The 26,472-nt window shown below is 61.6% G+C and carries 25 protein-coding genes, 3 tRNA genes and 2 pseudogenes; 14 read left to right on the top strand and 16 right to left on the bottom strand.

Annotated features, from left to right (window positions below; all coding sequences use genetic code 11):
- Positions 1-10: 10 nt before the first annotated feature.
- The 7 genes from IPM73_05795 to IPM73_05765 form a co-directional block, all read right to left on the bottom strand.
- Positions 11-721: a M48 family metallopeptidase gene (locus tag IPM73_05795; protein MBK8917571.1), complete on the bottom strand. Its 711-nt coding sequence runs from the start codon at positions 719-721 to the stop codon at positions 11-13.
- Entirely contained in the window at positions 718-3,927 is a 3,210-nt protein-coding gene (locus IPM73_05790) for a type I restriction endonuclease subunit R (protein ID MBK8917570.1), read from the bottom strand. The genes IPM73_05795 and IPM73_05790 overlap by 4 nt, the downstream gene beginning before the upstream one ends.
- A complete protein-coding gene (locus IPM73_05785; GenBank protein MBK8917569.1) occupies positions 3,927-5,087 on the bottom strand; it encodes a restriction endonuclease subunit S in 1,161 nt (386 codons plus the stop codon). Before IPM73_05785 ends, IPM73_05790 begins: the two co-directional genes overlap by 1 nt.
- Complete coding sequence (locus tag IPM73_05780; protein ID MBK8917568.1) at positions 5,084-6,106, bottom strand: virulence RhuM family protein; 1,023 nt, start codon at positions 6,104-6,106, stop codon at positions 5,084-5,086. The genes IPM73_05785 and IPM73_05780 overlap by 4 nt, the downstream gene beginning before the upstream one ends.
- Complete coding sequence (locus tag IPM73_05775) at positions 6,103-7,659, bottom strand: type I restriction-modification system subunit M (GenBank protein ID MBK8917567.1); 1,557 nt, start codon at positions 7,657-7,659, stop codon at positions 6,103-6,105. Before IPM73_05775 ends, IPM73_05780 begins: the two co-directional genes overlap by 4 nt.
- 51 nt (positions 7,660-7,710) lie before the next feature.
- Positions 7,711-8,013, bottom strand: coding sequence for a hypothetical protein (locus IPM73_05770; protein ID MBK8917566.1), 303 nt, complete (start codon positions 8,011-8,013; stop codon positions 7,711-7,713).
- Between the two features lie 88 nt (positions 8,014-8,101).
- A complete protein-coding gene (locus IPM73_05765) occupies positions 8,102-8,668 on the bottom strand; it encodes a restriction endonuclease subunit S (protein ID MBK8917565.1) in 567 nt (188 codons plus the stop codon).
- A gap of 234 nt (positions 8,669-8,902) precedes the next feature.
- Between IPM73_05765 and IPM73_05760 the strand changes: the two genes are divergently transcribed.
- The 12 genes and pseudogenes from IPM73_05760 to IPM73_05705 all read left to right on the top strand — a co-directional run bounded on the left by IPM73_05760 (position 8,903) and on the right by IPM73_05705 (position 17,552).
- Positions 8,903-9,106, top strand: coding sequence for a hypothetical protein (locus tag IPM73_05760; GenBank protein MBK8917564.1), 204 nt, complete (start codon positions 8,903-8,905; stop codon positions 9,104-9,106).
- 28 nt (positions 9,107-9,134) lie between these two features.
- Positions 9,135-9,653 carry a DUF3489 domain-containing protein gene (locus IPM73_05755; GenBank protein MBK8917563.1) on the top strand — a complete coding sequence of 173 codons (519 nt, stop codon included), beginning with the start codon at positions 9,135-9,137 and terminating at the stop codon, positions 9,651-9,653.
- A gap of 494 nt (positions 9,654-10,147) precedes the next feature.
- The gene (locus IPM73_05750) at positions 10,148-10,882 is read left to right on the top strand and encodes a hypothetical protein (GenBank protein MBK8917562.1); all 735 of its coding nucleotides are present in this window, start codon (positions 10,148-10,150) and stop codon (positions 10,880-10,882) included.
- Positions 10,883-11,003: 121 nt separating this feature from the next.
- Positions 11,004-11,201 carry an AlpA family phage regulatory protein gene (locus IPM73_05745; GenBank protein MBK8917561.1) on the top strand — a complete coding sequence of 66 codons (198 nt, stop codon included), beginning with the start codon at positions 11,004-11,006 and terminating at the stop codon, positions 11,199-11,201.
- A gap of 160 nt (positions 11,202-11,361) precedes the next feature.
- A pseudogene (locus IPM73_05740) lies at positions 11,362-13,066 on the top strand (hypothetical protein).
- The gene (locus tag IPM73_05735; GenBank protein ID MBK8917560.1) at positions 13,059-13,226 is read left to right on the top strand and encodes a hypothetical protein; all 168 of its coding nucleotides are present in this window, start codon (positions 13,059-13,061) and stop codon (positions 13,224-13,226) included. The pseudogene IPM73_05740 and the gene IPM73_05735 overlap by 8 nt, the downstream one beginning before the upstream one ends.
- A gap of 12 nt (positions 13,227-13,238) precedes the next feature.
- The gene (locus tag IPM73_05730) at positions 13,239-14,084 is read left to right on the top strand and encodes a hypothetical protein (GenBank protein ID MBK8917559.1); all 846 of its coding nucleotides are present in this window, start codon (positions 13,239-13,241) and stop codon (positions 14,082-14,084) included.
- Positions 14,085-14,248: 164 nt separating this feature from the next.
- Positions 14,249-14,689 carry a hypothetical protein gene (locus IPM73_05725; protein ID MBK8917558.1) on the top strand — a complete coding sequence of 147 codons (441 nt, stop codon included), beginning with the start codon at positions 14,249-14,251 and terminating at the stop codon, positions 14,687-14,689.
- A gap of 92 nt (positions 14,690-14,781) precedes the next feature.
- The gene (locus tag IPM73_05720; protein MBK8917557.1) at positions 14,782-15,207 is read left to right on the top strand and encodes a hypothetical protein; all 426 of its coding nucleotides are present in this window, start codon (positions 14,782-14,784) and stop codon (positions 15,205-15,207) included.
- Between the two features lie 73 nt (positions 15,208-15,280).
- On the top strand, positions 15,281-15,724 hold the full coding sequence (locus IPM73_05715) for a DUF2924 domain-containing protein (GenBank protein MBK8917556.1): 444 nt from the start codon (positions 15,281-15,283) through the stop codon (positions 15,722-15,724).
- Positions 15,721-17,094, top strand: coding sequence for a recombinase family protein (locus tag IPM73_05710; protein MBK8917555.1), 1,374 nt, complete (start codon positions 15,721-15,723; stop codon positions 17,092-17,094). The genes IPM73_05715 and IPM73_05710 overlap by 4 nt, the downstream gene beginning before the upstream one ends.
- A complete protein-coding gene (locus IPM73_05705) occupies positions 17,091-17,552 on the top strand; it encodes a hypothetical protein (GenBank protein MBK8917554.1) in 462 nt (153 codons plus the stop codon). Before IPM73_05710 ends, IPM73_05705 begins: the two co-directional genes overlap by 4 nt.
- Before the next feature lie 257 nt (positions 17,553-17,809).
- Here the strand turns inward: IPM73_05705 and IPM73_05700 are convergent.
- The 7 genes and pseudogenes from IPM73_05700 to IPM73_05670 all read right to left on the bottom strand — a co-directional run bounded on the left by IPM73_05700 (position 17,810) and on the right by IPM73_05670 (position 24,302).
- Positions 17,810-17,885, bottom strand: a tRNA-Ala gene (locus IPM73_05700).
- Between the two features lie 43 nt (positions 17,886-17,928).
- On the bottom strand, positions 17,929-18,921 hold the full coding sequence (locus tag IPM73_05695; GenBank protein ID MBK8917553.1) for a threonylcarbamoyl-AMP synthase: 993 nt from the start codon (positions 18,919-18,921) through the stop codon (positions 17,929-17,931).
- Positions 18,918-20,059 (bottom strand): annotated as a pseudogene (locus tag IPM73_05690) (5-(carboxyamino)imidazole ribonucleotide synthase). Before IPM73_05690 ends, IPM73_05695 begins: the two are co-directional and overlap by 4 nt.
- A 121-nt stretch (positions 20,060-20,180) precedes the next feature.
- Positions 20,181-20,681 carry a 5-(carboxyamino)imidazole ribonucleotide mutase gene (gene purE / locus IPM73_05685; protein MBK8917552.1) on the bottom strand — a complete coding sequence of 167 codons (501 nt, stop codon included), beginning with the start codon at positions 20,679-20,681 and terminating at the stop codon, positions 20,181-20,183.
- The gene (gene folD, locus IPM73_05680) at positions 20,682-21,548 is read right to left on the bottom strand and encodes a bifunctional methylenetetrahydrofolate dehydrogenase/methenyltetrahydrofolate cyclohydrolase FolD (protein MBK8917551.1); all 867 of its coding nucleotides are present in this window, start codon (positions 21,546-21,548) and stop codon (positions 20,682-20,684) included.
- Positions 21,549-21,620: 72 nt separating this feature from the next.
- Complete coding sequence (locus IPM73_05675; GenBank protein MBK8917550.1) at positions 21,621-23,492, bottom strand: response regulator; 1,872 nt, start codon at positions 23,490-23,492, stop codon at positions 21,621-21,623.
- A gap of 3 nt (positions 23,493-23,495) precedes the next feature.
- A complete protein-coding gene (locus IPM73_05670) occupies positions 23,496-24,302 on the bottom strand; it encodes a phosphate/phosphite/phosphonate ABC transporter substrate-binding protein (protein MBK8917549.1) in 807 nt (268 codons plus the stop codon).
- A 279-nt stretch (positions 24,303-24,581) separates the two neighbouring features.
- On the opposite strand from IPM73_05670, the gene IPM73_05665 reads away from it, so the two are divergent.
- On the top strand, positions 24,582-25,553 hold the full coding sequence (locus IPM73_05665; GenBank protein ID MBK8917548.1) for a sensor domain-containing diguanylate cyclase: 972 nt from the start codon (positions 24,582-24,584) through the stop codon (positions 25,551-25,553).
- Positions 25,554-25,617: 64 nt separating this feature from the next.
- On the opposite strand, the gene IPM73_05660 is transcribed toward IPM73_05665, so the two are convergent.
- Positions 25,618-25,694: transfer RNA gene (locus tag IPM73_05660), tRNA-Arg, on the bottom strand.
- 37 nt (positions 25,695-25,731) lie between these two features.
- Positions 25,732-25,808, bottom strand: a tRNA-Pro gene (locus IPM73_05655).
- A gap of 134 nt (positions 25,809-25,942) precedes the next feature.
- Here IPM73_05655 and dksA point away from each other — a divergent pair.
- Positions 25,943-26,368: an RNA polymerase-binding protein DksA gene (dksA, locus tag IPM73_05650; protein ID MBK8917547.1), complete on the top strand. Its 426-nt coding sequence runs from the start codon at positions 25,943-25,945 to the stop codon at positions 26,366-26,368.
- Positions 26,369-26,472: the final 104 nt, after the last annotated feature.

Genomic DNA, 26,472 nt, shown 5'->3' with positions numbered 1-26,472 from the left:
GGGACGCTCCTCATAGTAGTGCCGCTTCCAGCCGTTGCTTCCTGGTTTCCCAATCCGGCATCACTCGCTCAAGTAACCGGTAGAAATTCGCGTCGTGGTCACGATGCCGAATATGGCACAACTCATGGGTCACCACGTATTCGATGCAGGCGCGTGGTGCCCGGACGAGATTGGCATTCAGCGTCATGCTGCCGGCCTGCGAGAGACTGCCCCAGCGCGATTGCATTGCCCGGACAATCAGACGAGGCGATGGATTGCCCTTGAACTTGGCGAGACACTGATCGATAACCTGACTGAATACTTGCCTCGCGTGATCGAGATACCAGCGATGCAGCAGCATCCGAACACGATCAGGATCGGCAGCACCTGGTACTGTCACCATCAGTTGGCCGCGCGTCATCCGAACCGATGCCGTCTCGCCAACGCCGACTTTCAACCGATATTGCCGCCCCAGGTAAAGATGTGTCTCACCGCTGACGTATTGCCTTTGCGGCGTGCGTGGGTTGTAGCGCTGGAAGTCGGTAATCTGTCGACTGATCCAGGGAGCACGCTTGCGCACCCGCTCTGCGATCACCTCTTCCGTGCAACCCATCGGCGCTCGGATCACGACGCGCTGATCGGGGTGCACCTCGATACCCAGCGTCTGACGAGTAGGCAGGAATCGCACTTCGTAGCGTATGGTCTCGCGACCGTATTCGATCATTCCGACCACGGTTTTCATCCCGCCATCCGGTGACGTGCCAAGTGCATCGTTTTTTCGATGATCTCGTCCATTTCTGCCGTGGTCAGTTCAATGCCTTGCCGCCCTTTCACCTCGTCATAGAGGTAGTCATCGATTTCGTTCATCGTGCGCCGCTGGGCATCCAAGTCGTCCCAGTAGCCTACCTTACGGTTGCTCAGGAATACGCCCCACACGGATTTGGCTGTCTCGGCGGCAATTTGCCTGGCCTGCGCCGCATCGGCAACGTGAGCCGCAACAAACGGTTGAAGCAAGCCATAGACCGCCGTCGCGTCCTCGTCGCCGGCAATCGCCGCCGGCAGATCATCGGATTTCCGCTGCACTACCGAGTCCTTGATGTCGGTGACGCGCTGCAGGTACTCCAGGTCGGTAATGCGCTTGGCCCGGTAATCGTCGATGGCCTGCTGGATCAGCTTGGAAAACTTCTCATAGAACGCCGGGTCTTGCGCCAGCCGTTCGGTAATTGCCCGTTTCGTCGCGTGGGCGATCATGTCCGCCTTGGCACCCGCGCCCTTGCCAGCCCCTTGCTCCTCGACAACCTTCTGGAAGGCTTGCTCGTCGAAGATGTTCACCGGGGCATTGAGGCGAACCACCTCGTTGGCCGTGATATGGGTGTCGAGCAGCTTCTTGATCTTGGGTTCGAAGTCGCGATAGTCGATGGATTCCGAGTAGCGCAGCTTCACCGCCGCCTTGAGATTCACGAAGCGCTTGAGATCGTTCTTGTAGGACTGAATGCGCTGCGCCGACGTCAGCTCGATGAACTGCTCGCTCGACATGGCGACGGCGAGGGTCTTGGCGAATACAGACAAGCGGTCGTAGAAATCGCCCCGTAACTTTTCGTCGGCAAGCAGCGCCTCGAACGCTTCTTCGTCCTGTCGATTCTTGACCGTCTTGAAGATATCCCACAGGTCCGAATGCCGCTGCGGCAGTTGCTTGATTTCCTCGTGGATGGAACTCAGCGCGCCGTGCAGATCTGACTCGTCATAGCCATCCAGTGCGCTATAGGTGGTCAGCGCCTCGTCCAGTTCGCCGAGCACACCGACATAGTCGATGATGAAGCCGAATTCCTTGGCCTTGGCACCGGTGTCATCCTCGTACAGACGATTCACGCGGGCGATGGCCTGGAGCAGGGTGTGATCCTTGAGGCGTCGGGTCAGATACAGCACCGTATTGCGCGGCGCATCAAAACCGGTGAGCAACTTGTCGACCACAATCAGGATTTCCGGTTCATCGCCGAACTTGAAGGCATTGACGATCTGCTTGTTGTATTCCTCCTCGGAACCGTAACGCTTCATCATGCGCTGCCAGAAGGCAACGACCTCATCGGTCGATTCCTCGGCATCGACCTCGTCGAAGCCCTCGCGCTCATCCGGCGGCGAGATGATGACCTCGCTGCTTACCTCGCCCAGTTCGTCGAGAAACGCCTTGTAACCCAGAGCCGAAGCCTTGTTGGGCGCGACCAGCTGCGCCTTGAAGCCGGTGCCCTGCCAATTCTGTTTGTAGTGCTCGTTGATGTCGAAGGCCCGCATGTAAATAACCTGCTCTGCCTTGTTGAGCATCTCGGCGCGGGCATACTTCTTCTTCAGGTCGGCCTTCTGCTGGTCGGTCAGTCCCTTGGTGTGCCGTTCAAACCAAACATCGATCGCGCTCTGGTTCTGTTCCAGTTCCACCATCCGTCCCTCGTAGAGCAAGGGCACGATGGCGCCGTCGGCCACGGCCTGGTCGATGGCATAGGTGTGAATGATGCCGCCGAACTTCGATACGTCGCTCTTCTCGCGGGTGAGCAGCGGCGTGCCGGTGAAGCCGATATAGCAGGCGCGAGAAAACATCTGCCGCATCCGCGCCGAATAGCCACCCAACTGGGTGCGCTGGGTTTCATCCACCAGCACGAAGATGTCGGGCGAGTCGTCGGTGAATTTCTTGAAATTGAGCGCCTTGTCGAACTTGTGCACCAGCGTAGTGACGATATGTGCCTTGTGGTCGGCCACCAGTTCCACGAGGTGCCGCCCGCTCTCGGCGCGGTCGGGCGAGAGGCCGCAGGCGGCGAAGGTATTGCCGAGTTGCTTGTCCAGATCCACCCGGTCGGTCACCAGAACGATGCGCGGATTCTTGATCTCCGGGTCCAGCGCCAGAGCACGGGCCAACATCACCATCGTCAGCGACTTGCCGGAACCCTGGGTGTGCCAGACGATGCCGCCCCGCCGTTTTCCGGTTTCGTCGATCTGTTTCACCCGGGCGACGATCTCCCGGATGGCGAAATACTGCTGGTAGCGCGCGATCTTGCGCACGCCGCCATCGAACACCGTGTATTGCCAGGCCAAATCGAGCAGCCGTTCCGGACGGCACAGTGCATAGAGCGCCCGATCCTGTTCTGTGACCTGCCGGCCGACCACGTAGGGCGCAGGGTCCTCCCGCACACCCAGTTCCTGGAAGGCGATGTCGAACAATGAAGCCTTAACCCGTTCCGGCAGCGGCTTTTCCAGCAAGGGCTGGAGTACCGCATCGGAAACATCTTCCTTCCACTTCGACCAGAACTTAGCCGGCGTGCCGGTGGTGGCGTAGCGGGCGTCGTTCTTGTTCACGCCCAACACCATCTGCGCATAGGTGAACAGGCGCGGAATGTACTCATCGCGCTGGTTGCGGATCATCTGCGAGATGGCCTGCTCGACTTCCACCTTCGGCGACTTGCACTCGATCACCGCGAAGGGGATGCCGTTCACGAACAGCACGATGTCGGGCCGCGCCGTGTCGTAGCTGCGCGTGCGCTCAACTGAGAATTCGGCGGTGACGTGATAGACGTTGTTGGCCGAATTGCGCCAGTCCACGTAGTTGAGGGTGAAACTCTTCACATCGCCCTCGATGGACTGCTCCAGCGCCACGCCCAAGGTCAGCAGGTCGTAGATGACCTCGTTGGTCTTGAGCAGGCCGTCGTACTTCACGTTCTTCAGCCGCTGGATGGCGCTCTGGATGTTCTCTTCTGAAAACAGCCAGGTCGCGCCCTTGTGCTGGATGCGGTTCTGCACCTTCAACTGCCCGCGCAGGATTTCTTCCAGCAGCACGTTACCCGCCTTGCCGCCGCGCGCGGCCAGTGCCTCGTTGGGTGTCAGGTACTCGAAGCCGAGGTTGACCAGCACTTGCAGTGCCGGAATCTGCGACAGGTAGGTTTCGTCGAAGTGGAAGGCATTCATCACGCGGCCTCCGCTTCCGGCACCTTCACCCGCCACTGGCCGGTGAGGAGTTTCTGCATCAGGCCTCGAATCTGGAGCTGAAGTTGCGTTAGGCGTTCTTTCTCCACATCGATTTCATTACGTGAGGAATCGAGAATGCGGGCAATGTTTTCCTGCTGTTGCCTAGACGGAAAATCGATTTCCGTAGATGCAATAGCAGAAAAGCGCAAAGCCTTACGCGTCCCCCCCTGCGACTCTCGGTTCAGCACATTGGCGAAATATGATGAGTTCATGAAGTGCGTCAAGAACGCCGGACTGCAATCTGTCGCACGGAAGACGCCATACGCTGGACTGATTACTCCCGCGTCATAGTGAGTAAGCCTGTTAAACACAAATCGTCCGTCATCGCTCATCGAACGAAATGTGAAGTCTCCGCAGCGCATCACTTTATAGCCAGTGTTGTCTTCGCTGGTGACCTGCTTTGAGAAATACTCGGATTGGAGAAATAGGCCACGCCTTGATGATGTGAGCACCGGATATTGATCGTGCTGTTCCGTCTTCTCATTACGCTCCGCAACAACGTTGCCAAACTCTACTGTTCCCCAATGACGCCGCGCCGTCACGCTAGTTATCAGGAATTGCACCAACGCTGCATGCCGTTTCTCCTTCGCCTCGATCTGCTTTTCAGCAATTTCAACTGCTTTCGACCATTCACGGAATAGGCGATTAATGGCCTCCTGCTCATTCAAGGATGGCAGAACAATAGGTATTGACTGTAGTGCTGCTTTGTTGAGTTTGTAGCGGCCTGCCCCCTGTCGAGTGAGATAGGGTTTCAAACTACGGTGCCGGAAATAGTTATAAAACCACTCGGCACTGCATTGCGCAGTCGTCTCGATTACATGAGCATGGTTATTGACGTTGAACTTCCCTGACACGAGGATCGTTTGGGTCTTCTTCTCGACGTCTAGAAAGTGATCGCCATCCTCTCCGATAAGCGCATATGTGCCGTCAAGGCGATAGCCATCAATTCTGTCGAGAACGCCCGTTGGACCGTAATAGGGAAAATTCCCCGACATGCCGGAGCGCTCTTCACGAGAGATTGGAAGCCGAAGGTCATTGCGAATACTGCATGCATCTCCGACGGTTGAGTGCGACCAATCCTTGGGTATGAGGGCCTTCATTTCTTCTTCCCTCGCCCTTTGTCCTCAAGCTTGCGCTCCATTTGCTCCAGTGCTGCGACATCCTCGGCGTCCGCCGCTAGTCGGGCCGCCTCCCGCCGCGCCGCATCGAAGGACTCATAGCGCTCCAGAGCGAGCCGTTCGGCCACATCGGCCCGCAGCTTGCCGGCATGGGTGAGTACGTCGCGCTCATTGAAGGAAAGGAAGGCATCCAGCTTTTCCGCCCATTCCTGCATGGTCACGGTCTTGCGGCGCGCGGCCTGATCCTCGGCGTAGTCGAGATACATGACAACGATGCGGTCGAGGGCCTCGATTTCATCGCCGTTCAGATAGTTCTTGGCGATGGTCACGTCCTGTTTGCGCACCCGGCCACCTTGCCAGGTGGTCAGCCCCATGTTGGGCAGGGCTGGGTCGGAACGCTCAACCACGATCTCGGCAGCAGTGTGGCCAGTCACCGCCCAGAGCATCTTGTTCTGCACTTTCTTGAAGAACAGTTGGGCTGCTTCGGACTTGCTGTCGTAGTCTGCGGCGGTGGCATAGATGTCGCGGATCTTCTGGTAGAAGCGCTTTTCCGAGGCACGGATGTCCCGGATGCGGGCCAGCAACTCGTTGAAGTAGTCCCACCCGCCGGGCTCCTTGAGGCGGGCATCGTCCATGACAAAACCCTTGACCAGATACTCCCGCAGATGAGTGGTGGCCCATTGCCGGAATTGCGTGCCCCGCAGCGAGCGCACCCGGTAGCCCACGGCCAGGATCATGTCGAGGTTGTAGTGCTTGAGGGTGCGATTGACTGCCCGTCCGCCCTCCTGGCGAACTTGTAAGAGTTCCTTACAAGTTGCCCCCTCGGTCAGTTCCCCCTCGGCATAGATGGCCTTGGTGTGCTGGGTGATGTTCTGCGGCGTGGTGTCGAACAGGCTGGCAATCTCGGCCTGCGTCAGCCAGACGGTGCCGCCCTCGGCGCGCAGTTGGACGGCGACGCTGCCGTCCTCGGCGGTATAGAGGATGAGTTCGCCGGAAGTCATACGCCCAACTCCTTCAGGTACTGCTTCATCTTGGTCCGAACCTCGGCCAATTCGCCCTCCAGCCGCTCGATTTCCTGCTCGACGACGGCGACGTCGATTTCCTGTTCTTCCTCGAAGGTGTCGACATAGCGGGGGATGTTGAGGTTGAAGTCGTTCTCGGCGATTTCGGCAAGAGTGGCGACGTAGGCATACTTGTCGACGGCCTGGCGCGCCTGGAAGGTGCCGAGAATTTTGGCCATATGATCTTCAAGCAGGGCGTTCTGGTTCTTGCCGGATTGGTATTCGCGGCTGGCGTCGATGAATAGCACATCCTTGCAGGCTTCACGGGCACCTCCCTTTTCTCGGGCGCGGTCGAAGACCAAGATGGCGACCGGAATCGAGGTGGTGGGGAAGAGGTTGCCGGGCAGGCCGATGACGGCTTCGAGAAGGTTTTCCTCAATCATGGTGCGACGGATGCGGCCCTCGGCACCAGCCCGGAACAGCACGCCATGGGGCACGACGACGGCGACGCGCCCTTCCTGCGGCAGGGCGACCTCGACCATGTGGGAAATGAAGGCGTAATCGCCCTTGGACTTGGGTGGCATGCCACGCCAGAAGCGGCTGTAGCGGTCAGCCTCGACTTCCTTGCCACCCCATTTATCGAGACTGAAGGGCGGATTGGCGACAACGACGTTGAAGCGCATCAGGCGGTCGTTCTCGACCAGCGCCGGGCTGTTGAGGGTATCGCCCCATTCGATGCGGGCAGAGTCCTTGCCATGCAGGAACATGTTCATGCGCGCTAGCGCCCAGGTGCTGCCATTCACCTCCTGGCCGAAGAGGGCGAAATCGCGGCTGCCGGCCTGTTCCACCAATGCGGCGGCCTCGATCAGCAAGCCGCCGGAACCACAGGTCGGATCGCAGATGCGGTCGCCAGATTTCGGCGCGGCCAACTGCGCCAGCAGGCGTGAGACCTGCTTGGGCGTGTAGAACTCGCCCGCCTTCTTGCCGGCATCGGAAGCAAAGCGCTCGATCAGGTAGATGTAGGTGTTGCCGATCACGTCCTCGGAGACGCGGGACGGGCGCAGATCGAGCTTGGCGAAGTCGTTGAGTAGATTCTCCAAGCGACGGTTGCGATCCTTTGTCTTGCCGAGATTGGCTTCTGAATTGAAGTCGATGTTGCGGAACACACCTTCGAGCTTGGCCTTGTTGGCCTCCTCGATGTGGTCGAGCACAATGTTGATCAGTTCGCCGAGATTGGCTTCCTTGCGCCGCTCGTAAATGGCATTGAAGTCGGCGAGGAAGCGAGCGGTGATATTGCCCGCCTCATCCTTGAATTCGACATAGGGGAGCAGGAAGCGCTCTCGCTCCAGCTTGCGGCGGATACGCTCCTCGTTGTCGCCGTACTCGCGCTGGTACTCGGCATAGTGGTCGGTCCAGAGGTCGCTGATGTACTTGAGGAACAGCATCACCAGGATGTAGTCCTTGTACTGGGCAGGATCGACAACACCCCGGAAGGTGTCGCAGGCAGCCCAGGCGGTGCTGTTGACGTCTTGTTGTGTGATCTGGTCGGTCATGATGTTGTCCTTGATCTTGTTGATGCCCGGGGCCGAGGCCCCGGGTGGGTATTACCGATCGCCGCAGGGCGGGTTGAGACTGGCGCGAAGTTCGCGCTCGATCAACATGCGCTGCTGTTCCGGCGCGTAGAGCACGGCGGCCGCCAACTCGCGATGCCCGCGCCGCTGCCAGCAGGGCTGGCGGTCATGATTGTCGAGGCGTTCCCGCACGCTTGCTGATTCGCCGACATCAACCACGGACCACTGGGTGCCGCCGGTCTTGCCGAGAATCACATACACGCCAGACTTGGCATGGATAGCGCTGGTGTTACCGTGCGGCCCATCAAAGTTGTGTTTGCCGATCTGAATTGCCATAATGAGCTTCCTTTCGTAGGTAGTGCCACTGCTTATGAAACCGGCGGCAGAGGTGCTCGAACATCTCTGCCGCCAACCCACCCGGCTCTCACCGGGTATTCTTTGCGTACCGCATCAAAACCCCTTCGGTCAGTCGTTTCCGCTGTGCGGCAATGTCCGCCATCAGCAATTGTTCTCGCTGCGCAAGGGATGCCAACTCCACAATCCTGCGTTGCCGAGCCATGCTGGGCACCGGCACATCCAGAGCCTTGATCGCATCTATGCTGATCATCCGCACGGACGTACCTTCCGCGAGTGCGGCCAGGCCTGCTTGCGTCGCCGGGAAGTTGATGAACCAATGCAGATAGGCTGGCAGGACGCTGCGCGGGCGGAGCAGCAGCATCGGCGCCGCCAGTACCGCCTCGCCAATATCTGCCGCAACCAGCGCGACTGAATTGCTGCGTCCGCGAGAGCGGAAAACCAAATCCCCCTCATGGATCAGGTGATGTCCCTTACCCTCCGGCAGCGATACCTTGATTGCGTTCTCGATGTGCAGGAGGTTGGTGTCGTCGATGTCCTTCATCTGGATCACCACGACATCCCCCGCCGGATCGTGCTCAAGGCGCGACCGGAACGGGTACCCCATACGAACATCTGCAATGTCACCAAGCTTCATTTTGAAAAAACTCTATTACGACGATCATGATGATTGGCATCATAGAAGCGGCGATTATATTTGTCAACTTGTCGTAATCGTGTTTTTGCAGATTAACCTGTCCTGGTGGTGGCGAATTCCTTGATCGGCTTGACCGTATACAAATTTATTCTATTAAATTCAGTTAATTAGCTTGGCTTCCTGATCGAACAGCGCGTTCATGTCCGTGTCGTCAATCACATCACGGTGCCCACGATGAACGCCAGGCCAACCGCCCTCGATACCTACCGCGCCCGCACCGCCGCCATCCACGCCAAGTTGGAACGGCTGCAAAAACTCGCCGACGACCACTTCGGTCACGACCCCGATGCCATCCATTGGGGCCACGTCGGCGATCTCGGGCGGGCAGATGCCGGCCTGGACGAATTGCTGGCGATCTTCGGCGGCAACGGTGAGTGACGACGCCCACTATCCACCGGAGATCGACATGACTGCTCAAGCAAAACTCACCGAAACTCAGACCGCCATCCTCAAGGTCGCCGCCAGCCGCACCGACGGCAACATCGAACATCTGCCACCCAACCTGCGCGGCGGCGCCCGCACCAAGGTCATCGAGAGCCTGCTCGCCCGAGGCCTCGCCGCTGATTCCGATGGCCATATCTTACTCACCGATGCCGGCTACGCCGCCGTCGGCAAACGTCGATACGTCCCAAAGGGTGTCCAGAAAATGGACTCCCCCGATGCCCTCACGAAACGCGAGGTCACCCATGCCCTCCAGCAATTGGAGGCCACGTCGCGCACGATTCGCCCCGGCACCAAGTTTGCCGTGATCATCGACGCGATGCGTCACCCCGGCGGCGCGACCATTGCCCAGATGATGGCCAGCACCGGCTGGCAGGCCCACACCGTTCGGGGCGCAATCTCCGGCATGGTCAGGAAGCGCCTCGGCTACGAGGTGGTCACCGAGAAGGGCGCGGACGGGGAGCGGGCCTATCGCATCGCCTGACTGCAAACCACCAAAGGGTCTGCGCGCACCGCAGGCCCTTTTCTTCGGCCAAATCCCACGGTGGCCGATTTGCCACTTTTCGGCCCTGAAATCGCCGGAAACCTTTGCCAGCAGTGGCTGAAATAGGGGTGACCGTTTTTCGGTTTCAAGGGGGTGAATTCAACGCACACCCTTGCCGGGGTGCAAACCGCAAACCCTGCAAACCTCGGTTTGCACCCTGACGCTATCGAAGCACCGCGCTCGCGCCCCCCGCATAGGAATATCGTCAGGAAGGACCCCTCTTGCCGGTGCATCCCCTTTCCCGCCGACCACAACAATAGAGGCTGACCGTCACCATCATCACAATCATCACCGGCGGCGTGATGGTCGTGATAGTAGTGATGCTGGATTGCCAATGGCGGCATGCGACGGGGATAGACATTTCTGCCAGACGCATTGACACATCGCTGGACGACCCTGGCCGTCGATGGATGCCACAGGTAAACTGTCCAGCAATGAAACCTCAGTTGCTTACCCTCGCGCTCGACACCTCGCTGGAAGATCTGCTGGGTTTGCCGCAGGCCATTCGCATCGTCACATCAGTCAAGGATGAACTGTCTGCCTACAGCCCTGACCAGTTGCACGACGTCTTGCGCTGCGTGAATGGCATGATCGAAGCCGCCGTTCAGGAATCGAAGGACGGAAACGAGGATGAAAGTTGCGAACGCAATGATCAACGCGACCTCGACTGGTTGATCGAGGCGATCAACCACGATCACCTGCTTGTCCCTGCCAGCCTTCCCGACATCACCGACCGTGACTACCTCCGGGTCCTGTCGATCCACAAGGTCGGTTATGCAATTGACACCTCCCGGATCTCGCTCACCGAGGAAGCTGTTTCTGCTCTCATGGAAGCACTGGAGGCCATGATGCTGGTTGACCTGCTCCCAGGACATACCGGTTCGAAGAACCAAATTGATGAGGCATGGCACGCAGGTCTCAGGCCCAATGCGGAAGATACCGAAGATGGTCAGGTAGCGCTGAGTCGGGTCGCGCAAAAAGCCGCCAACATCCGACATGGCAAGAATCGTCAAGCCAAGACCAAGGCGATTGAACTCTACTTCGGCAGTGAGTACTCGAGCATCGAAGTCGCTGCCGAGATCATTTCCGAACAGGTCTATCGGGCCCCCAGCACCATTCGACGCTGGATTTTTGAAGCACGGAAAGCTCGCGGCCTGACCGGCGAATAACGGTCGGGTGGTAACCGTTACGCTGCGCGCATAGTAATAACGCTGCGCGTAGCAGCACTACAAGCACTTGTTTTTATGGCATTAAATACTGAGCATCCAAACACAGCCACGGATGCTCGCCATGAAACTGACCCGCCCAACCCTGCCGGAAACCGGCTTCGTTCGACTCCCTCAAGTTCTCGCCATCATCCCCATCAGCCGGTCGGCGTGGTGGGCTGGCATCCGCGAGGGGAAATTCCCCAAAGGCATCAAACTCGGCAGCAAGACTACAGTCTGGCGCGCTGAGGACATCCGCGCACTGATCAATCACAGCCGCTGAGGGGACGGGCATGTCCGACACCATCCTCTCTCCGGCCTTGGCAGTAGACGCTGAGCATCACGATCATCACCACCATCACATTGGTGACGTTAGTGATGGTGGTGACGATGCCTCTCTATTGTTGCAGTCGCCGGAAGACGGTATCCCGGGCGATGCGACCATCACACCTGATGATGATCCGGTTGCTGTCATCGAGGCCGCACTGATTCGCCTCAAGGACGATGTCGGCGTGCTGGCGGAAGAAGACGTGGTGCGCGCCTTCTCGATCCTGCAGGCCACCGACATGCCGGCATTCCTGCGCTTCCGCCACGCTGCCAAGGTGGCCAATCGGGATTGCTCGATTACCGTCCTTGACAAACTGGTGCGGGATGAACTGCCCGGGGGAGGCGACGATCCGTCCATCCTCGACGAACTGGTTGCGCTTGCCCGGGCACAGTGCCAGTTACACCACGATGCCGACCGCAAAGCCGTTGCTGTCATCCCGTCACCAGGCCGACAGGAAGTCTGGCGCGTCTATTCCACTGGCTTTGAGGAATGGCTGCGCAGCGCCTATTGGCGGGCCAAGGAAACCGGCGTTCCCGAGACCACGATGAAGTCGGCGCTGGCGACGATTGCCGCTGCCGGTATCAATGATGGCGACGAGATCGAAGTCCATGTACGAACCGCTCAGGATGAATCAGGTTACCTGATTGATCTGTGCGATGACCGCTGGCGCGCCGTCCGCGTCACGCCCCATGGCTGGCAAGTACTCGACCACTCACCAGTTCATTTCACCCGCACCCAGTCGATGCGCTCCTTGCTGGAACCGGAACGTGGCGGTGACATCGGTTTGCTCTGGCAACACACCAATATTCCCGGCAATCGGCGCGTGATGGTGCTGACGTGGCTGCTCGACAGCTTCCGTCCCGATACCCCATTCCCGGTGCTGGAACTGGTTGGTGAGCAGGGCTCAGCCAAGTCCACCACCCAAGCCGTGCTGCGCAGTCTGGTCGATCCGAACAAGGTGATGCTGCGCGGCCGGCCAAAGACCGTCGAGGACATCTTCGTGGCCGCTGCCAACAACTGGCTGGTCAGCTACGAAAACCTCTCCGGCCTCACCGCCGAACAGCAGGATGCCTTCTGCACGCTATCGACCGGTGGTGGCTTCGCCTCGCGCCAGCTCTACACCAATGGTGAGGAGCACATCATGGAAACCAAGCGGCCCGTGGTGCTGAACGGCATCGCCGTGGTCGCCACCCGCCCCGACCTGATCGACCGGGTGATCCACGTCGATATGCCGACGATCCCGTCCGAAGCCCGGAAGGACGATGCCGATACCTCGGCGGCTTGGGAACGTGACCGGCCCTTGGTGTTCGGCGCGCTACTCGACCTCTTCGCCGATGCACTGCGCATCCTGCCTTCGGTGAAGCTCACCCACAAGCAGCGCATGGCCGACTACGAGCGTTTCGGCGAAGCCGTCGCCCGCGCCCTCGGTTTCGAGCCCGGCGAATTCCAGCGCCAATACGCCGAACTGGTGCGCGCCGGCATCGACCGCGCCCTGGAGAGCAACGCTGTCGCCCAAGTACTCGACAAGTACTTCGAGGAGCGCATCTCGCCGTGGAACTGGCAGGGCACCGCCGGCCAACTCTACGACCTGCTCAACAACCAGATCATCCCTGATCGCAGCACCTGGCCGAAATCGCCGAAGGGGCTGGCCGATCAACTGCGCCGCATCGCCCCGGCCTATCGCGCCAAGGGCATCGAAATCAGCCATCTCGGCCACAGCCGGGAAGGCGCCCTGTGGCGCATCTCACCAATTTCGTTCTTCAACCGCCACGCCGCCCGGCGTCGAGGGTGGCATTCGTTATGGAGCACACCGTGAATAAGCCCTCTTCCAATTCCAAGAACCTGCATCCGAGGTGGCAGCGCCATTTCGGTATCCAGACCATCCAGCCGACCAAGCAACTGGCCAAGCCCCGGAATGCTGGCGAGGCCCTGATGCGCGCGGTCCAGGCATTGGCTGCCGCCCACCCCACGACCCGATAAGGAGATCACCCCATGAAACTGAATCCGTTCAACAAGAAGTCCACCGCGTACTGCGACAAGATCAAAGCCGAGTACGACCAGCTTCGCCGCCAACTGGCCTCCGTCAATAAGGAATTGATCGATGCCGAGCAGCAGCACGCCAAGGAGCGTGATCATCAAACGCGGCTGCGTGATGCCGCCGGCAAGATGTCAATGAATACACCGCCAGCGGCGAAAGCGCACTGGCCGGTGCTCTGCGCTGCACATGAGAAATTGGATCGACTCAAGTCGCAGGCATCCAGCCTTGAAAGTCAAATCCGTCCTCTGTTGCGCGTACTGGATGCGCCCGATGCATTCGCACAGGCCAAGAAGAAACTGGATGATCTGGTCGCCCAGAACAAGGCGCACTCGGCTGAAGTCGAGACGACCGACCGCCAGATCGCCAAGCTCGACAAACGGATTGCCGATCTTGAGATTCGAATTTCGACCGAAACGAAGTCGGCTTCCCAGACGCTGATCAATGGTGATGGTGAGTTTGTCGTCCCGGAATCTCTGACCAAACTCGAAATGGAACTGCGGATCGTTCGCTCTACACTGGCTGATCTGCAGAGCACGCGCGATACGGCCAGTGCCAAATTGGGCGACCTACCGGTAGCCATGCGCGAGGCAGAACGCACTTTCATTCACTGCCGGGCGGTGGTTGCCGAGATTGAACTCTACGAGCAGCTGATGCCAGTCATGAATCAGTTTGCCCGAGCATCGGCCGCTCGCCGGCAATGCGATTACCGCCACGACGAGGATCGTTTCGAGATCGAGATTCCTCGCGATCTGGTTGAAGCAGCCCAAGCCACCCTCGCCACCGAAATGACGGCTGCCTGATTCAAGGCGGAGGGTGGCGAGTCTCGGCATAGCCACCGTCCGCCCTGGCGCATCAAGGGAACAACGTGCGTCAGATGCTCCGTGTAGCCATGCCGCGTAATGCCCGCCGGCGCTGACTGCGAAAGGCATCGCAGAAAGCCGGCACCTTCAATCAGGAGACCACTATGGAAATCAAGCGTGCCCAATTCGATATGACCAATCCATTTGTACCGCTGCAGCAGCGGGTCAATCAGGTCGAGGCCGTGCTACGGCAGATGCCGCCGGCACAACGTGAGCAACTACTGGCTGAGATGCTGCCACCGATGCCAATGCACCGCCCTGCGCAAGCCATCGAGCCTGCCGTGACGATGGTGACGGTCAAGGTCGAGGACTGGGACGGCGGGGCGGTGGTGCAGCAACGCTACCCCACCGCTGTCCTCCGGCCACGGCGAATCGTCGGCTACATACCCTGGCAGTGGCGCTGGATCGTCGCCGGCATTCGCCTGACCCGGATCGTGCGCAAGTCGGCCAAGCAGCAGATGAAGCAGTTCAACAAGTTGCAGCGCCAGATGATTCGACGGGTCCTTCCTCGCCGCAATGCCATGCGGGGGGCGCGAGCCCGCTGATCCGCTACCGACAGACGACGAAATGAGGTTACCACCCAGGTTACCGGTTACCACCCGGCACTTTCCGAGTTACCAGTATTCAAGGAGATGACATGAACACCACGATGATCAACAGCAGCACCGCCGATCCCATGCCCATCGAGCGGCTGGGCCACTACGACCCGGAAGTTCACCTACGCGTGCAGCAGTGGCTCGCCAGCGGACAGTTGCTGGCGTGGATTCCCATCCTCAGTCAGGAGAACTTCCCTGGCGTCCCACCAGACGCGTTGCAGTTTGCCGATCGTTATCAGGAAGCGATGCGTTGGCCCATCCACCGCCCAGAAGACTTGTTGGCACTGCCCGATGGCATCACCGGTTGGCTGAGACCTGCCGATGCCATCGATACCGACGTGGCTTGCGGCATATGGAATGGCGAGATCTACATCCTGGGCGTGCAGGACAAGCGTACCGGCACGAAGCAGACCTTCCTGGGTGGGGCGGCAGCCACGAGTACAGCCGTTGCGACAGATGCTGGCTAACAGGGCGAGTTATGACTTGGCTTCTGCCCGTGAAGAAGCGTTCATACAAACCCCTTATGACATGGAGTTTGCAATGACCCGATCAACATCCGTGGCCGCCAAGTTGGCGGCCCTGCCCACGATGCCGATGAAGGAATTGTGGGCACTGTGGGACGATCATTTCCCGCGTCGGCCCGGCACTTGGAACCGCGACTACGTGGCATCCCGCGTCGCCTACAAGATTCAAGAGGCCGCGCACGGTGGTGTCGATCCCGACATCCGGCGGCGGCTGGTGCGCCTCGGCGAATCGAAATCCGTATTCGGCAAGCGCCGGTCGGAAGTGCATCTGATGCCCGGCACCGTTCTGCTGCGCGAGTACGAATCCAATGAGTATCGTGTCACGGTTACGCCGGAGGGCTTCTATGATCTCAACGGGAAGATATTTAAGAGCCTGTCGGCGGTGGCGCGGCACATCACCGGCGTCAATTGGTCGGGGCCGGCATTCTTCGGCGTCAAGCCCAAAGAAGGCAAGAAATGAAATCACCCATCACCCGCAAACGCTGTGCTGTCTATTGCCGTGTCTCCACCGACGAGAGGCTCGACCAGTCGTTCAATTCCATCGATGCCCAGCGCGAGGCTGGTCAAGCCTTCATCGTCAGCCAACGTACCGAGGGCTGGATTCCGGTCGTCGATGACTACGACGATGGCGGCTTCTCCGGTGGCAATATGGATCGGCCGGCGCTGAAACGATTGCTTGCCGACATCGATGCCGGAAAGGTCGACATCGTTGTCGTGTACAAGATTGACCGCCTCACGCGCAACCTGACCGACTTCTCGAAGATGGTGGAATTGTTCGATCAGCACGGAGTCAGTTTCAGCGCCGTCACGCAGCAGATCAACTCCGCGACGTCGATGGGCAGGTTGATGCTGAACATCCTCCTGTCGTTTGCGCAGTTCGAACGCGAGGTGACTGGCGAACGCATCCGGGACAAGATCGCGGCCAGCAAGGCCAAGGGCATGTGGATGGGCGGCACCCCGCCGTTGGGTTACGACGTCTGCAACCGGCAACTGGTCATCAACGAACCCGAAGCCAAGATCGTGCGCGGCATCTGGCGACGGTTCGTGGAGTTGCGGTCAACCACTGAACTCGCCCGCGAGTTGAATGCCACAGGGGTGACGACCAAGGCATGGACAACGCAGGATGGCGTCTTCCGTCCGGGCCGGCCAATCACGAAACAAAATCTCTACAAGATGCTGCGTAATCCCTTGTACATCGGCGTCATCCGACACAAGGATAAGGATCACCCGGGTGAGCACGCACAAATTCTGGATCAGGCATTGTGGGATCAGGCGCAAGTCATTCTGGCCGAGGATGCGCACTTGCGCGCATCGCAGACCATGACTCGCCACGACCATGAACCCATCCTGCGCGGCCTACTGTTCGCCCCCAATGGCGATCGGATGCTGCCGACAGCCACCAAGAAGAAGTCAGGCAAGCGCTACCGTTACTACCTGCCTTACTCGGACAAGAAACTCGGGCGCGGCACCAACCCCTTCGGGATCGTGCCGGCCGAACAGATCGAAGCACTGGTGCTGGAGCAGGTCAAGTCGGCACTGCAGGCGCCGGAGATGATTCAGGCGGTGTGGGATGAGATCCAGAAGCTGGATGCCACCGTGCCGGAACCGATTGTGGTGCTGGCGATGCGCAATCTGTCGGCGGTCTGGAACGAGATGTTCCCGGAGGAACGGTGCCGGCTGGTGCGGTTGCTGATTGCAAAGGTCCAGCTGCGGGAAGATGGTATCGATATCGAGTGGCAACCGGCCGGGTGGTCGGCGCTGATGGCGGAACTGGCTCCGAACAGCATCGGGGCGGAATTGCGTGAACTGGAAATGGAGGCAATGGCATGAGAGGACTGGAGCAAATTGGCCGGGCGAAATGCAGCACGGCCAAACTCGACGAGGGCATCAAACTGACGACATTTATCCCGGTGCGTTTTGTCAGGCACAAGGCGCGCAAGATGGTGGTCGAGCCGACGACGCCGGGGCGAATGGCATCACCCATGAACCCTGGCCAACCGATGTCCGTCGACGCGAATTTGATGGCGGCGCTGGCCAAGGCGTTCTTCTGGCAAGAACTCATCGATTCGGGCCGAGTGAAGAATATGACCGAATTGGCGAAGGCAGAAAAAGTCGGTCTGGCCCGAATGCAGAAGATGCTCAAGTTGGCACGGCTGGCACCAGACATCGTCGAGGAGATTGCCCGTGGCCGGCAGCCCGCCGGGCTGGCGCTACTGTTCTTCGTCGAGAATCCGTTGCCGGATGACTGGAACGAGCAGCGAGCAGTGATCGGTGGGCTGGCCAGTTGACCGTGAAAGTGCGTTCGAAACCCCACCGCCATGCGTTATGTGGTGCAAACCACCGCCCGGAAACCCGCATGGTTACGGGGTGCGGAGCCTCGACCGGGCTAGACAAAAACAGAGAAAAGAGAGGAATTCTGGTGGCCGATAGGGCGAAATCGGCACCCTCCGGCAATCATCGAAATTCGCACCATCCGCGAAACCCCGCCACTGCTGGCCCTTCGCGGGCATGAAAAAGCCCGGAGCATGTCCGGGCTTTGGTGTTCTGGTGGACCGAAAGGGGATCGAACCCTCGACCTCTGCATTGCGAACGCAGCGCTCTCCCAGCTGAGCTATCGGCCCGTAGGGGGCGGATTTTATCCTCGCCCCCGCAGCCTTGGCAAACTCAAGCCTTGCCAGCGCCCGCAGCGGCCCGGCGCAGGCGGTCGGCCACCGCCGCCCAGTCCCGGCCGGCAGGGATGGCTTCGACGGCGATAAGGTCGACCCCGGCGTGGTCCATGTCGCGCAGGGCAGCGTAGAGCTCATGGGCGTAGCCCACCGGGTCGGCGGGCAGCATGCGCCAGGCGTGGGGCATGCCGGCCTGGGGCGGCTGGCTGTGGCAAAGGGCGGCGCAGCACCCGCCCCGGTGGCGATGGGCGTTGAGAAAATCCAGCAGGCGTTCGCCCGCCACCAGGCGCAGGGGGGTCACCGGGGCGTAGTGCGCTTCGAGAGAGCCGGAAACCCGGGGAGCGCCGGACGCGGTTTCGATGGCGGGCAGGAAACCCAGCACCGCTTCGACGTGGGTCGGATTGATGTGGCCGGGACGCAGGATCACCGGCTCGGCCCGCGAGCAGTCGACGATGGTGGATTCGATGCCCACGGTGCACGGGCCGCCGTCGAGAATCAGGGGTACCCGCTCCCCCAGCTCCTCCGCCACGTGGGCGGCGGTGGTGGGGCTGATGCGGCCGAAGCGGTTGGCCGAGGGCGCCGCGATGCCCCCGGCCGTGCCGGCGGCAGCGAAGGCGCGCAGGAGTTGCAGGGCCACCGGATGGCCGGGCACCCGCAGGCCCACGGTATCCTGGCCGCCAGTGACGGCGTCGGGCACCCAGGCCTGTTTCTTGAGGATGAGGGTCAGCGGCCCGGGCCAGAAGGCTTCCATCAATTCCCAGGCGACGTCAGGCACGGCCTCGGCCCAGCGCTCCACCCAGTCGTGGCCGGCCACATGGACGATGAGGGGATGGTCGGCAGGCCGTCCCTTGGCGGCGAAGATCCTGGCGACCGCCGCCGGGTTGCTGGCGTCGGCCCCCAGGCCGTAGACCGTTTCGGTGGGGAAGGCTACCAGTTCGCCCGCCCGCAGCAGTTCCACGGCACGGGCGTAGTCCGCCGCCGTCGGCGTCATTCGTCTCTGATACCGATGGCCGCGCGGGCAGCCATGGCGGCGGCCTGCACCTGGATGGGGTCGTCGCCGATGACGGTGAAGTGGCCCATCTTGCGCCCCGGGCGGGCGTGGTGCTTGCCATAGAGGTGGAGCTTCAGGTTGGGCACGGCGTAAAGCCTGGCCCAGTCCGGCTCCCGGTAGTGCTCGCCGTCGACCCACAGATCGCCCAGCAGATTGACCATCGCCGCCGCCGAGTGGGCGCGGGCCTCGCCCAGGGGCAGGCCGCACAGCGCCCGCACCTGCTGCTCGAACTGGTCGGTGACGCAGGCGTCCAGGGTGTAGTGGCCGCTGTTGTGGGGACGCGGCGCCATTTCGTTCACGTAGAGCTGGCCACGGCTGACAAAGAATTCGACGCCCATGGTGCCGATGTAGCCGAGTTGCCCGGCGATGCGGGCGGCGATGTCCTCGGCGTCGCTGCGCACGCAGCCGGAGGCCCGGGAGGGAACGATGGAAACGTCGAGGATGCCGCGCATATGGCTGTTCTCCCCGGTGGGGAAGCAACGCACGGCGCCGCTCTCGTCCCGGGCGAGGACCACCGATACTTCGTAGTCGAGGGCCAGCTTCTGTTCCAGGACGCAATGCTCGCCCTTGAAGTGGGTGAAGGCGGCGAGCGCTTCCTCGCGGCTGTTCACTACCGCCTGGCCCTTGCCGTCGTAGCCGAAGCGGGCGACCTTGAGGATGCCGGGGAAGAGATGGGCGCCGGCCTCCTTCAGATCATCCTCGCCGGCGATGGCGGCGAAGGGTCCATGGGGAAAGCCATTGACCTGGAGGAAGGTCTTTTCGTGGATGCGGTTCTGGCATACGGCAACGGCTGCCGCCGAGGGTGCACCGGGACGAACTTGGCCAGGTATTCCAGGGTTTCGGCCGGCACGTTCTCGAATTCGGTGGTGATGGCGGCACAGCCCTCCGCCAGGGTGTCGAGGGCGGCAAAATCGGTGTAGCCGGCCTGCAGGTGGCGCTCGGCAATCGTCCCCGCCGGGCTGTGGGGATCGGGGTCGAACACCCAGACCTTGTAACCCATCTCGTGGGCGGCGGCGACAAAAAAACGGCCGAGCTGGCCGCCGCCGAGCATGCCGAGGGTGGCGGGAGGGAGAACGATTCCGGTGCGCATGGGAAGATGATCGCGAGGCGGCAAGGAGGAGGCGACGAGACAGTACGGGAGTACGGCGAGGAGCTGACGACGCGGCCAACGAAGCGAGGGCTTCGCAGGCGCACCGGAATCAGACTTCTGGGAGCTTCATGGCCAGGACCTTCTCGGTCTGGTTCTGGCGGAAGGCGGCGAGCCTGGCGGCCAGTGCGGCATCTTCATTGGCCAGCATGGCGACGGCGAAGAGGGCCGCGTTGGCGGCGCCGGCTTCGCCGATGGCAAAGGTGGCGACGGGGATACCCTTGGGCATCTGCACGATGGAAAGGAGTGAATCCTGACCGGAAAGGGCCTTGGACTGTACCGGCACGCCCAGCACCGGGACCGTTGTCTTGGCGGCCAACATGCCCGGCAGGTGGGCGGCGCCGCCGGCACCGGCGATGATGGCCTTCAAGCCCCGCTCACCGGCTATGGCGGCGTAGTCGAAGAGCAGGTCGGGCGTGCGGTGGGCGGAAACGACCCGGGTCTCGAAGTGCACGCCGAAGTCCTTGAGGATGACTGCCGCCGCCTGCATGGTGGGCCAGTCGGAGTCGGAGCCCATGACGACGCCGACGAGGGGGTGCTTGGTCGCGTTCATTCAGATTCCTGCCTTCCGTTCCGCTGCCTCGATGGTATTGGCCAGCAGCATGGTGATGGTCATGGGGCCGACGCCGCCGGGCACCGGAGTGAGCTGGCCGGCGACTTCCCGACAGCCGGCGAAATCGACGTCGCCGCAGAGTTTGCCGGCTTCTGGACCCTCGTGCAGGCGGTTGATGCCGACGTCGATGACGACGGCGCCGGGTTTGATCATGTCGGCCGTAACGAAGCGGGGCCTGCCCACGGCCGCGACGACGATGTCGGCGCGGCTGGTGTGAAACTTCAAGTCGCGGGTGCGGGAGTTGCAGACGGTGACCGTGGCGCCGGCATTGATGAGCAGCAGGGCCATGGGCTTGCCGACAATGTTGGAACGGCCGATGACCACGGCTTCCTTGCCATTGAGATCGACGCCGCCCTTCTCGAACATTTGCATCACGCCGTAGGGCGTGCAGGGGATGAATCGCGGGTTACCCTGGGCCAGGGCGCCGACGTTCTCGGCGTGAAAACCATCCACGTCCTTGTCGACGGCGATGGCTTCAAGCACCTTTTCCTCATCGAAATGTTCTGGCAGAGGCAGTTGCACCAGGATGCCGTGGATGGCCGGGTCGGCGTTGAGGGCGGCGATCTTGTCGAGGACCACCTGCTGATCGACGCTGGCGTCGTAGGTGATTTTCTCGGAATGCATGCCGATGGCCTGGCAGGCATTGACCTTGTTGCGCACGTAAACCTGGGAAGCGGGGTCTTCCCCCACCAGGATGACCACCAGACCGGGGCGCTGCCCCCTAGCCGCCAGCGCCTCCACCCGCGCCTTGAAGCTCTGGCGCAGTTCCTGGGCCAGGGCGTTGCCGTCGATGATGTGTGCCGTCATGGGCGCTCCATGCAAAAAACAAAAGGGGAAAGGCGCGGGCCTTTCCCTTTGATTCGGCAGATTTTACCAGAATCAGCCGCCCGCGCCGCCCGGCGGGCCGCTACGCACGAAGCGCGCCATCTCGGCGAGCAGGTCGGCCACCCGGATGGGCTTGGCGACGTAGCCGTCCATGCCGGCGTCGAGACAGCGCAGACGATCCTCGTCCAGGGCATTGGCGGTCATGGCGATGATGGGGATACGGGCCGCCCCGCCCTCCTCCTGGCGCAGGCGCCGGGTGGCTTCCAGGCCATCGAGGACCGGCATCATCATGTCCATGAGAATCTGGTCGAATTCGCCTGCCCGCCACAACTGCAGCCCTTCCTCCCCATTGTTGGCGACCGTGACGATACAGCCCCGCGGTTCGAGCAGCTTGACCGCCAGCTTCTGATTGACCAGGTTGTCTTCCACCAGGAGGATGCGCAGGCCCCGGGGCAGATTGGCCGGCCCGGTACGCTCGGGCTCCGCACGGCCGGTGGGGGCGCAGAAGCGGGTCCGCGCGGTGAAGGAGAACTCGGAGCCGACGCCAGCCTCGCTGCTCAGCCAGATTTCGCCCCCCCACATCTCCACCAGACGGCGACAGATCGATAGCCCCAGCCCCGTGCCCCCGAAGCGGCGGGTGATACTGCCGTCGGCCTGGGAAAAGGCGTCGAAGATGGTTCCCCATTTCTCGCGGGGGATGCCGATGCCGGTATCCTTCACCCGGAACACCAGTTCCCCCTCGCCGGAAGGGTAACTGCCACGGACATCCACCGCCACCGTAATGCCTCCACGCTCGGTGAATTTGAGGGCATTGCCGACAAGGTTGAGGATCACCTGACGCAGGCGCAGGGGATCGAGCACCACGCTGTGGGGCAGGTCGGACCCGAGAACGAGCTCCAGCTTCAATTTCCGCTCCCGGGCGCGGCCCTCCATGATGCGACAGGTCTCGCGCAGCATGGGCTCGAGGGCGAAGGTCTCCGGTTGCAGGCTCATGCGCCCGGCGTCGATCTTGGAAAAGTCGAGGAGTTCGTTGATGACGTCGAGCAGGTGCAGGGACGAATGCTTGACGGTGACCAGATGGTCCTGCTGCTCGGCATCGAGCTTCGTTTCCAGCAACAGCTCGGTCATGCCCAGGATGCCGTTCAGGGGCGTGCGGATTTCGTGACTCATGTTGGCCAGGAACTCCCCCTTGATGGCGTTGGCGCTCTCCGCCGCCGCCCGGGCCGCCGCCAGGTCGGACATCAAGGATTCGATCCGGTCGGCCATCTGGTTGAAAGCCTTGGCGGTGGCGGCGATTTCGGCAGCCCCTTCCAGCCGTGCCCGGTTGGACATGGCACCACGCCCGAATTGTTCCACCACCCCGGCGAGACGCTCGAGAGGTTGCAGGTTGCGCCGCAGGACCACCGTGAGCAGGGGCAGAAAAGCCAACAGGGAGACAAAGGCACCGATCAGGGCCAGGAGCGCGATTCCAGCCAGATCCTCGGCAGCGGCCGCCACTGAGGGATAGACCAGGAGCCGTCCGTAGCCGACGCCCCCCACGACGATTTCCGCTGCTTCCGGCTTTAGCGGCTGGAAGAGAAAGGCCAGGAAAGGTTGCCGCGGGCTCGCGGCGCGATCCTGGACATCCAGGACTGCCGCCCCCGTCTCCGGGTGGGTCAGGACCAGGCGATCGACGGCGCGGTGCTCGAGCACCTGCTCCAGGGTTTGGCGGGCGGTCTCCAGGTCGCCGACCACCAGGGTCTGCTCCAGGATGGGCCGCAAGGCCGTCGCCACCGAGCGCGCCGCGTCGTCGGCGGCGCGGCGGGCCCGCTCGGCCTGGGCCCCCATCTGCGCCGCCATCCCCACCAAGGTGAGCAGGGCGAAGCCGGCCGCCACCAGGATCAGGATGTGGCGAACCAGCCCCGGGGGGTTAGGCCTTTCAGGCATCGATCAATTTCCCAGGGCGCGATAGGCGCGGCGCACGCTGTCATAGTCCTTCTCGGTCGCCGGGAAGAAGCCGGGAAACTGGTTCGCCTCCAGAAGAGGCACGGCCTTCGGGTCCGTGCTCATGCCGACGAGCGCCGCCTGGATGCGGTCGAGTTGCTCCGGGGTGAGGCGGGGATGGGCGAGAACCGCGAGATCGGGATAGGGCGCCGAGGTATAGATTTCGCGATAACGCAAACCGGTGCGGGCGGCATACTGGGTCAGAAAACGCGAATTGACCGCCGCAGCCTCGACCTGACCCGAGGCAAGCTGGGCCAGCGCCCCCTCCTGATTGCCCGCCAACACTTCCTTGTCCCCGATTCCCGCCCCGCGCAGGGCAGCCTTGGGCACGGCGTAAGCGACGAAGGCATTCTGGGAAGGATAGGCGATGCGCTGGCCGCTCAGATCCTTCAAGCGCGCGAGGCGGCTGCCCTGCAGCACGGCGATGACGCCGAAGATCGGTGCATTGCCCCAGCGAGCGAGCACCTTGTAAGTCCCGTCGTATTCGGGACGGAAATTATGGTTGGTGAAGACCAGGTCGAATTCACCCTTGGCCATCATGGCGTTGGTGGCCTGGACATTGGGCCCCATGCGCAACTGGAAACGGTAGCCGGTGACGCCGCCCAGGTAGGCAAAGATGGGATTCCAGCGCTCCGCGGTCAACTGCGGGCTCTGTTGATTGAGGATGCCGAACACGAGGGCTTGATCCTGGGCGCGCACGCCACAGGTCAGCATGAAAAAAGTGAGCAGTACCACACCGCAGAGTCTCACCATGGCAACCTCCTGAAAGTTCGAAACTTCTGACCAGGCTCCCGAGCCATCCTTGGCCGGTAGGCCCTCCCCCAAAGCAGCCGCGCTCCCGCACCGATGCCGCCCCCCGGGTTCCACCATCCTATTGCGCCAAGGCCCCACAGAGAGCCTTGGCAGGGCTGCACTCGCCATTCTAGCCCGGCGCCCCACTGACCGATCGCTTCCTCAAACCCATCGGCCTCATTATCATGCCGCCTACCGTAGCAGGCACCAGACCTGTCCACCGCAGGAGGAGGTCATTCCATGCCCACACGCAAAGCGCGGGCCTTGTCCCGTGAACACGCGTTCGCGATCAATCTCATGCAGCATCTGGTCGTCCCGACCTTCGTCATCGACCGGGACTGCCGCGTCATCATCTGGAATCGCGCCTGCGAGCGCCTGACCGGTATTCCCGCCGCGGAAGTGGTCGGCACCACGGACCACTGGAAGGGCTTCTATGCCCGCCCCCGCCCCTGCCTGGCCGATTTGCTCGCCCAGGGAAGAATGCACGAACTGGAAGCGCATTACACCCAGCACATGACGCCCTCGGACTTCGGCAATGGCGTCAAGGCGGAAAACTGGTGCGTCATGCCCCGCGCCAGCACCCGCCTCTATCTGGCCATCGACGTCGGCCCCATCTACGACGAGGCCGGCGAACTCATCGCCGTGGTCGAGACCCTGCGCGACATGACCGAGCAGAAAAACGCCCAGTTGGCCCTCGAGCAATTGGCCACCTGCGATGCGCTCACGGGGATCGCCAACCGCCGTGGCTTCGACGAGAAGCTGCACGCCGAATGGGCCCGCGCCTGCCGCCAGAACGAGCCGCTGTCGCTGATCCTGGCCGACGTCGACCAGTTCAAGCGCTATAACGATCACTACGGACACCAGGGCGGCGACGCCTGCCTCAAGGCCGTGGCGGGAATTTTTCAGCGCCAGATCTACCGGGCGGCCGACCTACCCGCCCGCTATGGCGGCGAGGAATTCGCCGTCATCCTGCCGGGAACCGAACTGGGAGGCGCCGAAGTGGTTGCAGAACGCCTGCGGGCCCAGGTGGAGGGGCTTCACCTGCCTCACGGTACGAGCGAGGTTTCGCCCTGGGTGACCCTCAGCCTGGGCGTCGCCTGCTGCGTCCCCGACCGGGATTCGCAGCCCGAGCAGTTGATCACCGCTTCAGACCAGAATCTGTACGCGGCAAAAAACGGGGGGCGCAATCGCGTCTGCCCCGCCATGGCCTGAACGGATCGCCCCGTGCGCGCCGCCCACTCCCGTTGCTGCCAGCGCAAACCCGGCGCTGGGGGGCTGGCGTGCCCGGAGGGACTCGAACCCCCGACCTGCTGCTTAGAAGGCAGCTGCTCTATCCAGTTGAGCTACGGGCACTCCGGACGACATGGGAACGGCACAGGCCGAAAAAGGATGGTCGGGGCGGCGGGATTCGAACTCGCGACCCTCTGCTCCCAAAGCAGATGCGCTACCAGACTGCGCTACGCCCCGAACGCGGCGCAGTTTACCATCCACCCGAAACCCGCGCCACAGGCGGGTCGGCTGGCCAATGCCCATAATTGCTTGCGGGCTTTTCGGCTTTCTGATATTTAATCGCCTTTTTCCTCACCGGACGCGCCTCCAACATGGCTGAAGACCTGCTGCACAAACACTTCCCTCCCTACGAACCCAAGAAGGGTGAGGAATACATGAGCGCCAAGCAACTCGGGCATTTCCGCAAGATCCTGGAAACCCTCAAAAAGGAATTGAGCGAGGATATCGACCGCACGGTGCACACCATGCAGGACGAAGCGACCGTGTTTGCCGACCCCAACGACCGCGCCAGTCAGGAGACCGACATCGCCATCGAGCTGCGCAACCGGGACCGGGAACGCAAGCTCATCAAGAAGATCGACGAAACCCTGGGCCGCATCGAGGCCGAGGATTACGGCTTCTGCGACAAGTGCGGCGTCGAGATCGGCATCAAGCGCCTGGAAGCCCGTCCCACAGCGACCCTGTGCATCGACTGCAAGACTCTGGAAGAACTCAAAGAAAAACAGATGGCCAAATAAACAGGAAGGGGGAAGGAAGACGAGGAAGGGAATAAACCCTTCGTCCGCCTGCCCTCCCCCTGCCAAAGAACAAAGGGCGCCCTTGGCGCCCTTTGTTCTTACTG

This window comes from Betaproteobacteria bacterium (assembly GCA_016720065.1).
Lineage (GTDB): Bacteria > Pseudomonadota > Gammaproteobacteria > Burkholderiales > Rhodocyclaceae > SSSZ01.
This window is presented reverse-complemented; position numbering and strand designations above follow the sequence as displayed.